Source organism: Streptomyces sp. NBC_00878 (assembly GCF_026341515.1).
GTDB lineage: Bacteria > Actinomycetota > Actinomycetes > Streptomycetales > Streptomycetaceae > Streptomyces.
Map to the genome: position 1 here is coordinate 1,090,230 of NZ_JAPEOK010000001.1, position 13,121 is coordinate 1,103,350.

Consider the following 13,121-nt stretch of genomic DNA (forward strand, 5'->3'; position numbering starts at 1 on the left):
CGGAACACGTTGAGCAGCGACATCTTTAGCCGGCCGCCGACTTGACGAGCTCTTCGACCGCGTACGGCATGGACAGCAGGGTGCCCTGGGAGATGGCCGCGCCGACCGCCGGGCCCTCGCTGTCCAGCAGGTACGTGACCTTGCCGTTCTTCGCTGCGTCCAGGTTGGTGAACAGCTTGAACTTCTTCAGGGCGTCCGTGTCCGCCTTGTCGTTGATGACGAAGACGCGGTCGACGTCGACCAGGTCGATGCGCTCGGGGGACAGCGCGGTGGAGAAGCTGCCGTCCGCGACCTTGTCGATCTCGGTCTGGTACTGGAAGCCGATGCCCGTCAGCAGTTGTCCGCGCACGTCGGTGGAGGTGAAGGGGTTGACCGCGTCCTTGTACCAGGACAGCGCGACAGCCTTCTGGTCCGCGAACTCCGGGTGTTCCTTCTTGGCGGTGTCGAGCTGGGCCTGGATGGACTGCACCATCTTCTCGCCCTCGTCGGCCTTGCCGAGCGCCTTGGCGATCTGGAGTGCGTTGTCCTGCCACGGAGCGCTGAACGGCTCCTTCTCGGCCTTGGTACGGCCCACCGTCGGGGCGATCTGGGAGAGCTTGTCGTAGGCGGCCTTGTCGACCTCGGAGTAGACCGCGATGATCAGGTCCGGCCGCAAGGCGGCGATCTTCTCGTAGTTGGGGCCCGAGTCGCCGTTCTTCATGATGACTTCGGGCTTGGCGTCGCCCCACTTGTCCTTCACCCAGGGCCACTGGGTGTTGATGTCGGGGCTCTGGCCCGCCGGGTTCGGGTACTGGTCGACCATGCCGACCGGCTTGATGCCGAACGCCAGGACGCTCTGGTCGTCCGTGTAGCCGACGGTGACCACGCGCTTGGGAGCCTCGGCGACCTTCGTGGACCCGAACGCGTGCTCCACGGTGACCGGGAAGGCGCCGGCGGCGGCAGCCGGGGCGGTCTCGCTCGACTTGTCCGTGTCCGACGAGTCGGAACCGCATCCCGCGAGGAGGCCGACGCCGAGGGTCGCGGCGGACAACACCGCCGCAAACCGCCGCGAGGGCTTCATAAGCGTCGTTCTATGGATGAGCATCCGAAAATCCCTTGCTTTCGCACCGACCGCTACACCCCTACATAAGGGCAGGCAAACCTTACCCCGAGAAGTGAGGTTAGCCTAGCCTTACTTCTCCAAGTTTATCGGGATGTGGCCGAGTTGGACATGAGTGCGGCCGATCGGCACGATGAGCGGCCGGTCGCCCACCGGGTCGTCGATCACCATGGCGCGCAGTCCGAACGCCTCGTGGAGCAACTCGGCGGTGATCACGTCACGCGGGTGCCCCTGCGCCAGGATCGCCCCCTCCCGCATCACGACGAGGTTGTCGCTGTAGCGCGTGGCGAGGTTGAGGTCGTGCAGCACCATGACGACGGTGCACCCCGACTCGTGCAGGTCGTCCACCAGGTCGAGCACGTCGATCGCGTGCGCGAGGTCCAGGTACGTGGTCGGCTCGTCGAGCAACAGCAGGTCGGTGCCCTGGGCCAGGGTCATCGAGATCCAGACGCGCTGACGCTGTCCGCCGGACAGCGAGTCGACCGGACGGTCGGCGAGGTCGGACACCCCGGTCATGGCCAGCGCACGCTCCACGACCGCGGCGTCGTCCGACGACCACTGCCGCAGCCAACTCTGGTGCGGATGGCGGCCCCTGGCGACCAGGTCGGACACGGTCAGCCCCTCCGGCGCGACCGGGGCCTGCGGCAGCAGGCCGAGTTTCTTCGCCACGTCCCTGGTCCTGAGCTTGACGATGTCGTCGCCGTCAAGGACGACCGTGCCCTTGGCAGGCTTGAGCAGCCGCGACAGGGTCCGCAACAGGGTCGACTTCCCGCAGCCGTTGGGGCCGATGACCGTGGTGATCACCCCTGGCGGTATCGCCACGTCGAGCTCGTCGATGACGATCCGGCCGCCGTACCCGACCGTGACGCCCCTGGCTGCCAGCCGTGAGGCGCCGCCGACTGCGGACTCGACCTCGGCGGTGTCCTGAGCGGCCACGAAACCCCCCTCTACTTAGGTTTACCTAACTCTTTGTACCAGCTATCTGAGGTTCGCCCGCACCAGGAGATAGACGAGGAAGGGGCCGCCGATCGCGGCGGTGACCACACCGACCGGAAGACTGATGGGCAGAGCAGTGCGCGCCACCAGGTCCGCGCCGATCAGGAGCAACGCTCCGACCAGTCCTGAGGCGACCATCGGCGGCGTCGGGCATCTCGCGAGACGCATGGCCACCTGCGGTGCCACCAGCGCGACGAACGGGACCGGGCCCGCCGCGCTCACCGCCGCGGCGGCCAGCAGCACCGCGCACAGCAACAGGACGGCTCGCACCATCGAGTACCGGACGCCGAGGCCCGCGGCGATCTCGTCGCCGAAGTGCATCGGCTTGAACTGGAAGGCGACGCCTGCCACGACGACCATGAGGACGAGCGTGCACCAGAGTGTCACCCGGACCTCGCCCCACGACCGGTTGTCCAACGAGCCGACCAGCCACGCCTGGGCCTTGGCCACGTCCCGGATGTCGGCCGTGACCAGCAGCCAGGTGGTGATCGCCTCCATCACCGCGCTCACCGAGATGCCGATGAGGATGAGCCGGAAGCCGTCGACCCCGCGCCGCCACGCCATGAAGTACACCAGCAGACCCGTGCCGAGCCCGCCCGCGAGCGCCGCCGCGGACAGGCCCACGGAGTTGACGATCGCCGTCGCGGTCCCGCCCGACACCGTCACCAGGAACACCGATACCGCGCTGGCACCCGTGGTGACCCCCAGAATGTCCGGGCTGGCCAGCGGATTGCGCGCGATGGACTGCGTGATCGCTCCGGACACTCCCAGCGCGAACCCCACGACGAGCCCGGCCAGGGCACGCGGCATCCGCAGGTCCATGATCACGAACTCGTCGACCCGCTCGCCCCGGCCGAGGATCGTGGCGATCACCCGGGACAGTCCGATGGGGAAGTCCCCCACGCCGATGGACACGCAGAACACCAGGAAGGCCGACGCCGCCAGAAACAGCGTCACGAACACGAGCCAGGGCCGCCATACGAACGACACCTGGCCGAGCCGCACACCCGGCGCCACCGATGACTTCACGTCTGGCTTCACGTCTGTCCCGTTCATGCGTTCTTGAACTTTCCGCGCCACACCAGAACCGCGAAGAACGGGGCCCCCAGGAGAGCGACGAGGACACCCGCGTCCAACTCGCCCGGCCGCACCACCAGTCGGCCCACGATGTCACAGGCCAGCAGGACGACAGCGCCGAGCAGACCCGCGTACGGCACCAGCCAGCGATAGTCCGGACCGGTCAGGTACCGGGCCACGTGGGCCACCATGAGCCCGAGGAACGCGATGGGGCCGCAGGCCGCCGTCGCCGCGCCCGCGAGCAGGGTGATGGCGACGATGCCGACGGTCCGGCTCAGCGCGATGTTCACTCCGAGGCCCCGCGCCACGTCGTCACCCAGGTTGAGCAGGTTGAGGGAGGGCAGCATGGACAGGGCCAGCAACAGCCCGACCACGATGAACGCGGTCACCGGCCAGATGACGTCGAATCCGACCCCGGCCACGGAGCCCGAGTTCCAGAACCGCAGCGCGTTCAGCGACGCCTTGTCCGTCAGCGCGACCGCCGTGGTCATCGCCGCGAGGAACACCGTGATCCCCTGCCCGGCCAGTGCGAGCGTCAACGGATTGCCGGCGCCCCGGCCGATGCTCGCGAGGCCGAACACGACGACACCGGCGACAGCCGCTCCCAGGAAGGCGAACCAGACGTACTGGAACGGGTTGGAGAACCCGAACAGGGCGATCACCGACACGACCGCGAACGAGGCGCCGGCGTTCACTCCGAGCAGGCCGGTGTCGGCGATCGGGTTGCGCGTGTACCCCTGGATCAGCGCCCCGCCCACCCCCAGCGCGATGCCCGCCACGATCGCGAGCACCGTCCGGGGCACCCGCACGGTCCGCACGATGAGCCTGATCTCGGTGAGCCGCTGGTCGGAGTCCGGCGCCGCGAACAGCCCGTGCCACACCTCGGCAGGACTCAACGCGCGCGCACCGACAGCCAACGACACCACCCCCGCGGCCACGAGGACCGCGACCAGCATGCCCAAACCCACGACCCGCCGCCGACGGGCAGCCTCTGTGCCCCTGGGCGCGGGGCGCTCAACCGCAGTCGTGCTCATGGCGAAGTACGTTATCCCTAGGGGGTGTTTCGAAAGTCCCGTGCGGTGCCCGCGGTGTCCGGTGCGTGCCCTCGGCGTGCCGGACGAAGGCCCTCGTACTGGACGTACTTGGGCCTTCGGCCGGTGCGGCGAAGGGGGTCCCCCCGCCCGAGCCGGGCGAAGCCGGTTCGAGGGTGGGGGCGCGTGCCGGGCGCCGTGGGTGCTGTGCGGGACTTTCGAAACACCCCCTGGTGATCCACCGGGAGCGCACGGCCATGGGGCACCTCACGCTCGGGCACGGCGGACACGGACGCTCCCTTCACGCGGCGACCGTCCGGGCCTCGTCCGAAGGGGACTTGACGCCCCGGTCGAGGAGCGAGTCCAGGATCTCCCCGACCCTGGTCGCGGTGTTGGACAGCAGGGACGACGTGATGCCGTGTGTGTGCTCCGTACCGCCCTGCAGGTAGATGCCGCAGCGCAGTTCGGGGTCCGTCACGATGCGGTAGTCACGCTCGACGCGGACGCGGCCCTCGTCGTCGCGCAGGCAGCGATCCGCGACCTCGCCGAGGAGGCCGAGGGGATCGGCGGGGCTGTAGCCGGTGGCGAAGACCACGACGTCCGCGTCGAGAAGAGTCTCCTCGCCGGTGACGAGGGACGTCACGGTGGCGCGGACCTTGACCGGCGTCTCCTCGACGTCGGTGAGCCGGGACACGTTGAGGAACCGCAGCCGCTTGGTGCCGAGGACCTTCTCCTGGTACGTCTGCCGGTACAGGTCCTCGATCAAGTCGATGTCCACCACGGAGTAGTTGGTGTTGCCGTGGTAGCCCATCAGCCGGCGCTTGACGTTCTCGGGCGCCGCGAAGTACTCGTCGACCGCCGCGGGATCGAAGATCCGGTTGGCGAAGCTGCTGTCGTCGGCGGGGCTGTAGCCATAGCGGGAGAAGACCGCGCAGACCTCGGCCTCGGGGAATCGGCGGTGCAGGTAGGCGACGTTCTCCGCGGCACTCTGGCCGGCGCCCACGACGATGAACCGAGAGGGCGAGGTGCCCTCCAACCGGTCGACCTTCGCGAGCAGTTCGGAGTTGTGCCAGACGCGGTCCCCCGGCTCCACGCCCTCCGGCATGAGAGGACGCATCCCCGTACCTATGACCAGGTTGCGGGCCCGGTGCACCGCGAGACCCTCCCCTGAGCGGACCGTCAGCTCCAGGTACTCCACGGCTCCGTCACGGACCACGGGCGCGACGCCGACGACCTCGTGGCCGTAGGAGACCATGTCCTCGACCTGGGCCGCGGCCCACTCCAGGTAGTCATGGAACTCCACCCGCAGCGGGAAGAGGTTCTTGTGGTTGATGAAGTCGATCAGCCGGCCCTTGCTCTTCAGGTAGCAGAGGAAGCTGAACTCACTGGCCGGGTTCCGGAGCGTCACCAGGTCCTTGAGGAAGGACACCTGCATGGTCGCGTCGTCGATCAGCATGCCCCGGTGCCAGCCGAAGCACGGCTGCTGCTCGAAGAACCGAGCGGTGATCGCCTCCTGCTCTCCGACGCGCGCGTTGTGCTCGCCGAGTGCGATCGCCATGGCCACATTGGACGGTCCGAAACCGATGCCAATGAGGTCGTGGACCAGTGGTGCGTCATCAGGAAGAACCTGTGACATGTCACTCCCATCGTGCGGGGCAGTCGCCTGTCAGGCGTGGGGAAGATACGAGGTACGAAAGGTGGGCATGCCGACGGTCGAGTCCGCCGGGAATTTAGGTAAGCCTAAGCTAATCTCGTACGGCTGTCGACAGGACGGAACGGGCAATCCTGCATCAGTGCTCGCCAACTTGGGCGTCACGCATGCCCGTTGCAAACTAAGGTAAGCCTTGCTTTACTTGCCCCCGGTCCATCCCTGCCTTCGAGGAGGAACCCCATGCGGGTCGTCATGTTCGGTTACCAGACCTGGGGGCACCGCACCCTGCAAGCCCTCCTGGACTCCGAACACGACGTGGTGCTCGTCGTGACACACCCCAAGAGCGAGCACGCCTACGAGAAGATCTGGAGCGACTCCGTCGCCGACCTCGCCGAGGCGCACGGCGTCCCGGTGCTGATCCGCAACCGCCCTGACGACGACGAGTTGTTCGAGCGCCTCAAGGAGGCCGACCCGGACATCCTCGTGGCGAACAACTGGCGGACGTGGATCCCCCCGCGCATCTTCGACCTGCCGCGCCACGGCACGCTGAACGTCCACGACTCGCTGCTGCCGAAGTACGCCGGCTTCTCCCCGCTGATCTGGGCCCTGATCAACGGCGAGACCGAAGTGGGCGTCACCGCGCACATGATGAACGACGAGCTCGACGCGGGCGACATCGTCCGTCAGGAGGCGGTGCCGGTCGGACCGACGGACACCGCCACCGACCTCTTCCACAAGACCGTCGACCTCATCGCCCCGGTCACCGTCGGCGCACTCGACCTCATCTCCGGCGGGCAGACGGAGTTCACCAAGCAGGACCGGTCCCAGGCGAGCTTCTTCCACAAGCGGGCCGCCGAGGACATCCGCATCGACTGGTCCTGGCCGGCACAGGACCTGGAGCGCCTGGTCCGGGCCCAGTCCGAGCCGTACCCCAGCGCCTTCACCTACCACAAGGGCAAGCGACTCGAGGTCCTCGCCGCCGTGGTGTCCCAGGGCCGCTACGGCGGGACGCCCGGCCGTATCTTCTACCGCGAGGGTGAGGGCGTGGTGATCGTCGCCGGAGCCGACGCGCGCACCGGCCGCAACCACGGCCTGGCCGTCACTCGCGTACGGACCGAGGACGGCCGCGAGCTGCCCGCGACGCGGTACTTCACCTCCATGGGCGGATATCTCACCACCCGCCCCTGATACGCCGGCTCCACCACGGTCCCGTGGGCCCGGCCGGACGCCCCCGCCGTGCGGAACTTCCCGTCTCCGCACGGCGGGGGCGCTCCCTTGCGCTGCGGGCCGCCTCACCCGAGGGAGCCGGCCGTTGGAGACCTCAACAGCCTGGCCCTCGGCGACGACGTCGCGGCCTCGGTCGGCCGGCGGCTCGGCCTGGTCCGGCTCGCGGGCGTCGCCGCGGTCACCCTGCCGACCGGGGCCTCGGTCGCGGTCCGCTGGTGATCCCGATAGGACGTCACCACGGCGCCCCGCCGATCGAGACGGCGGTCCCCCGCCCCGTTGGGGGCGCGGGGAACTGCGCGACCAGCCCCCACGCACCCGCAGCCGAATAACCCTGCTCCCAGCGGAGCGTCACGGCACGATCGTCGTCCCGGTACCCACGGCGCCGCTCAGCCCGTCGAGCAGCGCGTGCGGTGCGCGCCCGTCGAGCACCCGGGCCGCGCCCACCCCGGCCTTCACGGCCCTCAGACAGGCCTCCATCTTGGGCCCCATGCCGCCGTTGAGACTCGGCAGCAGCCGCTCCAGTTCTCCCGCGCCGATCCGGTCGACGATGCGGTCACTCTCCGGCCAGTCGGCGTACAGCCCGGGAACATCGGTGAGGACGACCAGGATCCGCGTGCCCAGCGCGGCCGCCAACGCCCCTGCCGCCGTATCGGCGTTGACGTTGTATACCTTTCCGTCCTCGCCCCGGCCGACGGAGGAAACCACTGGGATGTGCCCGCTGTCGAGCAGGACGCCGACGACCGCGGTGTTCACCCGCGCCACATCGCCGACCAGCCCGATGTCGACAAGCTCACCGGCCACTTCGGCATAGCGCTTGACGGCGGTCAGGGTGCGCCCGTCCTCACCGCTGAGGCCGACGGCGTACGGACCGTGTTCGTTGAGCAGTCCGACGAGTTCCTTCTGGACCTTGCCGGACAGCACCATGCGGACGACCTCCATGGTCTCCGGAGTGGTGACCCGGAGCCCGTTCAGGAAGGACGACTTGATGCCCAGCCGGTCCAGGTGGGCGCCGATCTGCGGACCGCCGCCGTGCACCACGACCGGTCGGACACCGGCGCGCCGCAGGGTGAGGACGTCCTGCGCGAAGGCCCTCCGGAGCGTGTCGTCGGTCATCGCGTGACCGCCGTACTTGACGACGACCGTGCGTCCGCGCAGGGGTTCCAGAGCTGTGAGGCGGTCGGCGAGATCTGCAGCGCCGGCCGCGTCATCGGGGGACGAGGCGTCGAAGGGCGCGGCAACGGAGGACATGGCCGCTTCGGCCACGACCGCCCCGTTCACGGACGGGCCGTGAAGTAGCCGCCCCAGGTCTGACAGCCGAACATGACGACCCGCATTGTCGATCCTCTCCTAGGACACACCATTGCAAGGTAAGGCTAACCTTATTTAACATCAGTGGCGCCTAGGGGAAGGAAAGTTGCGGTGAACGCACTGCACGACGAGCCGGACGCCGTCCTTGACGTGCTCGGCATAGGTTTCGGGCCGTCAAATCTCGCACTGGCCATAGCGGTTGAGGAACACAACGCCCACGTCACTCCGGAGCAGCGGATCCGCGCGGGCTTCCTGGAGCGCCAGCCGTCGTTCGGCTGGCACCGGGGCATGCTCATCGAAGACGCCACGATGCAGGTGTCCTTTCTCAAGGACCTGGTCACCATGCGCAACCCGACCAGCGACTTCAGCTTCCTGTGCTTCCTGCGGGAGCGGGGCAGGATGGTGGATTTCCTCAACGCGAAAACGCTGTTCCCGTTGCGGATCGAGTTCCACGAGTACTTCGAGTGGGCCGCCGCCCGGGTCGCCCACCTCGTCGACTACTCCGACGAGGTCGTCTCGGTCGAGCCGGTGACCGGAACCGACGGGGAGGTCCGCTGGCTGGACGTGGTCAGCCGCGTGCCCGGCGCCCCCGGGCGCACCGTCACCCGAAGGGCCCGGAACATCTCGGTGGCCGTCGGCCTGGAGCCGCATCTGCCGCCGGACACGGCCCTGTCGGACCGCATCTGGCACAACAGCCAACTCGTCCCGCGTGTACGGGAGTTGAACGCCTCCGGCACGCCGGTGGGCCGGGTCCTGGTACTCGGCGCGGGCCAGAGCGCGGCCGAGGCCGTGGACTATCTGCACCAGTCCTTCCCCGAGTCGGAGATCTGCGCGATCTTCGCCAAGTACGGGTACACGCCCGCCGACGACAGCCCGTTCGCCAACCGGATCTTCGACCCGGAGGCCGTGGACGTCTACTTCCGCTCCAGACCGGAGGTGAAGCAGTCCCTGGTCGACTACCACCGCAGCACCAACTACTCGGTGGTCGACATGGATCTCATCGAGTCGCTGTACGCGACCATGTACCGCGAGAAGGTCCAGGGCCGTGAGCGGCTGCGCCTGCGCAACGTGTCCCGCATCCGGGACGTACGCAGCCTGGACGACGAACTGCAGGTCACCGTCGAGTATCTCCCCACCGGGGAACGGGAGGTGCTCTCCGCGGACCTGCTGGTCCACGCGACCGGCTATCGCCCCCGGGACCTCGACACCCTCCTCGGCAGGACCGCGAAACTCTGCCTGCGGGACGACAAGGACGCCGTGCGCGTCGGGCGCGACCACCGGGTCGAACTCACACCCGACGTCACGGCAGGCATCTATCTGCAGGGCGCGACCGAGCACACGCACGGACTCACCTCGACTTTGCTGTCCACCACGGCGGTCCGGTCCGGCGAGATCCTCGAATCCCTGCTCGCCCATCGTGCGGACGACCTGATCGCGCGAACCGGCTGAGGGACCTCGGCGGTCGGGTGGGACGGCACGACACGGCTCCACGTGCCGTCCCCACCCAAACGGCCCAAGTCCTGAGGGACCACCGATGCCCGGCTCCTCCAGAAGAGGCGCACGTCTCGTCGCGGCGCTCGGCCACGAAGGTCACCGAGCCGACATCCTGAGGACGCACTGAGGACGTCCTGCCTGGGTAGGTGTTACCAGCCCTGGCTGTGTCGCGCGACACGCTCGCGACAGGAGATGCTGAAAGTATGATCAACCAATGTCTGACATGACCGAAACCACGCCCGGCTGGCTGCCTCACGACGAGCTGGAGCAGGCGCGCGCACGCATGCCGATCCTGTACGTCGAGGCCGTCCCCGTACGCGTCGACGACAGCGGCGAAGTCACCAGCATCGGACTGCTGCTCCGCATCGGCCCGGACGGGACGGTCAGCCGCGCGCTCGTCTCCGGCCGGGTGCTGCACCACGAACGGGTACGGGACGCGCTGCTGCGTCACCTGGAGAAGGACCTCGGCCCGGTCGCACTCCCCCGCGTGCCGGCCGCGCTGCAGCCCTTCACCGTCGCCGAGTACTTCCCGACGCTCGGGGTCACGCCGTTCCACGACCCCCGGCAGCACGCGGTGTCCCTCGCCTACATCGTCCCGGTGGCCGGTGACTGCCGCCCCCGGCAGGACGCTCTCGACCTGGTCTGGTTCAGCCCCGAGGAGGCCGCGTCGCCCATGGTCATCAACGAGATGCCGGGCGGCACCGGAACCCTCCTCAAGCAGGCCCTCGCGCACGTCGGCCACCTGGCCTGAGGCCGGGCACAACCCACCGGTAAGGGAACACAAGGCCGCTCCACAGGCCCTACGGCTTGACCGCGATGCGGCCTTCGTCCATACGCAGGAGGAGAAGCCGGGCACCCGTCTTCTCCAGGAATTCGTCCACCGCGCTTCTCGACCCCTGCCACCAGCCGTAGTCGTCGATAAGGAGAACGCCGCCGCTGACCAGCCGCGGGTAAAGATGCTCCAGTTCATGGCGCGTTGAGGCGTACCAGTCGGTGTCCAGCCGCAGAATCGAAATCCGCTCGGGGGCCTCGGCGGGAATGGTTTCCTCCACGAGCCCCGGGACGAAATGGACCCGGTCCGCGGGATACGGAACCTGTTGAAAGCCCTCTTTGACGTCTTCCAACGTGGCGACGGCCCAGATGGGTCGGCTCCTGTCCTGTCTGGCGAGCAGATCCGCGGCGGATTCGCCGTCCCGCCGCAGGTCCTTTTCGGTCGGCTCCGGCATGCCCTCGAACGTGTCGAAGAGGTACAGGTGCCGCTCGGTGTCACCCACGCTGAGCAGGGTGCGGGCGGCTGCCTGCATGCTGCCGCCCCGCCATACTCCGCACTCGACGATGTCACCGGCGATGTTGTGCCGACTGACGTGGCGGACGGCCAGAATCAGGGCGTTGAGCCGTTCGGGCGAGGTCATCGTGTAGGGAGACACGGCCCGGATGATTTCCTTGGCCGAGTCGTCGTAGTCGGCGGGGAATTTGGGGCCGGCCGCGGGATCCGCCCCTTGCGGGGATTGCTGTGGGGATTGTTGTGCGGATTGCCGTGGAGACCTTTGCGGGGACCCGTTCAGGGACCTGCCTGGGGAGAGCGTGGGCGTCGATCGCCGGAGTTCGTGGCCGGTGAACCGCCTCAGGGTCGCGTTGACATTCTTGCGCCATGCCATGAAGGCAACGTATACAACTTCGTCGGGTCGCGCGTTTCCGAGTCGGGCCCCGCGAGCCGGATCCTGCGCGTCAGGCCCTGCGAGTCGGACGGTGCAGATAGGTGCCCATGGGCTCGCCGGCGATCTTGCCCGCCCGCAGGACGTGATGGCCTCTGAGGAAGGTGTCGGTGACCTGCGCGGTCAGCTCGAAGCCTTCGAACGGGGTGTACTCCTGGGTCGACTCCGACTCCGACTCCGCGGCGCGTACGGTCCAGGTGTGGTCCGGGTCGACCAGGGCGATGTCAGCGTCGAAGCCGGGCGCGAGGGCGCCCTTGGTGCGCAGCCCGTAGCGCCGGGCCGGGTTCCAGGCGGTCAGCGCCGCGATCCGGCCCAGGGGCAGCCCACGCTTGGTGCCCTCGGTGATCAGGCCGGGGAGGAGGTACTCGGCCCCGCCGAACCCCGACCTGGCGAGGAAGACGTCGTCCTCGGGCTCGCCGAACTTCATCTCCTCACGGCAGCACGCGTGATCGCTGACGACCCAGTCGACGGTGCCGTCGAGCACGTACTCCCACAGGGCCTCGACGTCGTCGCGGGGCCGCAGCGGCGGGTTGACCTTGCCGCCGAGGCCGTGGGCGGTGGCGATGTCGGCGAGCAGGTGGCCGACGGTCACCTCGCGGCGGAAGTCGATGTGCGGGAACGCCCGGGCCATCCGCACGGCCGCGTCGACCGCCTTGCGGGACGACAGGTGCAGCAGGTTGATCGTCGGCAGCCCGGTCTCGTGCGCCAGGTAGGCGGCGATGGCGACCGCGAGCCCCTCGGAGTGCGGCGGCCGGGCGGCGCTGTAGGCGGCGAGCCCGCTCAGGTCGCCCGCCTCCTCCACCAGCTTGGTGTACGCGGTCATGATCTCGGCGGTCTCGCAGTGCAGGGAGAGCGAGATCTCGTCGGCGAGTTCGGGGAACCGTTCGCGTGCGGCCTGCACCCCGCGCATGACGAACTCGAAGTGCGCGTAGTCGTACCGCTCGTCCTCCGGGATCATCAGGAACGCGTTCTGGTCGGCCGATCTGCCGTGCAGGCCATGGCTGCCGTAGAACATGAAGACCTTGAACGAGGTGACGCCGAACCGCTCGACCAGATCGGGGATCTCGTCGATGTGACCGCGCGAGATCGGTGCGAGATGGAAGCCGTGGTCGATGTGGGCGCGACCGGAGACGGCTGTCAGCACCTCGGGGAAGAAGTCGGCGTACGGACCGCCCTTGTTGAGGTAGTACCGGCCGGTCCGCAGGTACGTCAGCGCGCTGGTGACGCCGCCCTGCGCACACGCGCGGCTCTCGGTGGCGGCGTCCTCGGCCAACGGGTTGTAGATCCCCCAGTGCTGGTGGGCGTCGACGACGCCGGGGAAGGCCAGCCTGCCGTCGGCGTCGACCACCCGACGGGCGCCCTCGGCCGCGAGGCCGCGGGCCACGGCGGCGATCCGTCCGTCGCCGCCCACGGCGATGTCCGCCGACCGGGCGCCGTCACGGTCGTGGGTGACGACGCGGGCGTTCTTCACGACGAGGTCGTACTCGGTCACGGTGTCCTCCAGGGTCGGCCGGGGTCATGCC

The 13,121-nt window shown here is 68.7% G+C and carries 11 protein-coding genes and 1 pseudogene; 4 read left to right on the forward strand and 8 right to left on the reverse strand.

All coding sequences use genetic code 11. The features are described 5' to 3' along the window. Nucleotides 1-25 precede the first annotated feature (25 nt). From OHA11_RS04360 to OHA11_RS04380, 5 genes are all read right to left on the reverse strand, one after another. Nucleotides 26-1,084, reverse strand: a complete 1,059-nt coding sequence (locus OHA11_RS04360; RefSeq protein ID WP_266492112.1) for an iron-siderophore ABC transporter substrate-binding protein — start codon at nt 1,082-1,084, stop codon at nt 26-28. An 87-nt stretch (nt 1,085-1,171) separates the two neighbouring features. Continuing rightward, the gene (locus OHA11_RS04365) at nt 1,172-2,035 is read right to left on the reverse strand and encodes an ABC transporter ATP-binding protein (protein ID WP_266492114.1); all 864 of its coding nucleotides are present in this window, start codon (nt 2,033-2,035) and stop codon (nt 1,172-1,174) included. A 42-nt stretch (nt 2,036-2,077) separates the two neighbouring features. Next, nucleotides 2,078-3,151, reverse strand: coding sequence for an iron chelate uptake ABC transporter family permease subunit (locus OHA11_RS04370; RefSeq protein ID WP_266492117.1), 1,074 nt, complete (start codon nt 3,149-3,151; stop codon nt 2,078-2,080). Next, on the reverse strand, nt 3,148-4,206 hold the full coding sequence (locus OHA11_RS04375) for an iron ABC transporter permease (protein WP_266492120.1): 1,059 nt from the start codon (nt 4,204-4,206) through the stop codon (nt 3,148-3,150). Before OHA11_RS04375 ends, OHA11_RS04370 begins: the two co-directional genes overlap by 4 nt. Nucleotides 4,207-4,504: 298 nt before the next feature. Further along, nucleotides 4,505-5,839: a lysine N(6)-hydroxylase/L-ornithine N(5)-oxygenase family protein gene (locus OHA11_RS04380; protein ID WP_266492122.1), complete on the reverse strand. Its 1,335-nt coding sequence runs from the start codon at nt 5,837-5,839 to the stop codon at nt 4,505-4,507. 255 nt (nt 5,840-6,094) lie between these two features. Between OHA11_RS04380 and OHA11_RS04385 the strand changes: the two genes are divergently transcribed. After that, a complete protein-coding gene (locus OHA11_RS04385) occupies nt 6,095-7,042 on the forward strand; it encodes a methionyl-tRNA formyltransferase (protein ID WP_266492124.1) in 948 nt (315 codons plus the stop codon). Between the two features lie 132 nt (nt 7,043-7,174). Further along, nucleotides 7,175-7,291: pseudogene (locus OHA11_RS48275) on the forward strand (iron ABC transporter permease); the annotation flags it as partial. Nucleotides 7,292-7,429: 138 nt separating this feature from the next. Here OHA11_RS48275 and argB read toward each other — a convergent pair. After that, nucleotides 7,430-8,359 carry an acetylglutamate kinase gene (gene argB, locus OHA11_RS04395; protein ID WP_266492129.1) on the reverse strand — a complete coding sequence of 310 codons (930 nt, stop codon included), beginning with the start codon at nt 8,357-8,359 and terminating at the stop codon, nt 7,430-7,432. Nucleotides 8,360-8,500: 141 nt separating this feature from the next. On the opposite strand from argB, the gene OHA11_RS04400 reads away from it, so the two are divergent. Then, entirely contained in the window at nt 8,501-9,838 is a 1,338-nt protein-coding gene (locus OHA11_RS04400; protein ID WP_266492131.1) for a lysine N(6)-hydroxylase/L-ornithine N(5)-oxygenase family protein, read from the forward strand. A gap of 268 nt (nt 9,839-10,106) precedes the next feature. After that, nucleotides 10,107-10,634 carry an NUDIX hydrolase family protein gene (locus OHA11_RS04405; protein ID WP_266506937.1) on the forward strand — a complete coding sequence of 176 codons (528 nt, stop codon included), beginning with the start codon at nt 10,107-10,109 and terminating at the stop codon, nt 10,632-10,634. Between the two features lie 49 nt (nt 10,635-10,683). On the opposite strand, the gene OHA11_RS04410 is transcribed toward OHA11_RS04405, so the two are convergent. Both OHA11_RS04410 and OHA11_RS04415 read right to left on the reverse strand, forming a co-directional pair. Then, nucleotides 10,684-11,541, reverse strand: coding sequence for a TylF/MycF/NovP-related O-methyltransferase (locus OHA11_RS04410; RefSeq protein ID WP_266492134.1), 858 nt, complete (start codon nt 11,539-11,541; stop codon nt 10,684-10,686). A gap of 70 nt (nt 11,542-11,611) precedes the next feature. Continuing rightward, nucleotides 11,612-13,090 carry a dihydroorotase family protein gene (locus tag OHA11_RS04415; RefSeq protein WP_266492136.1) on the reverse strand — a complete coding sequence of 493 codons (1,479 nt, stop codon included), beginning with the start codon at nt 13,088-13,090 and terminating at the stop codon, nt 11,612-11,614. Nucleotides 13,091-13,121 lie beyond the last annotated feature (31 nt).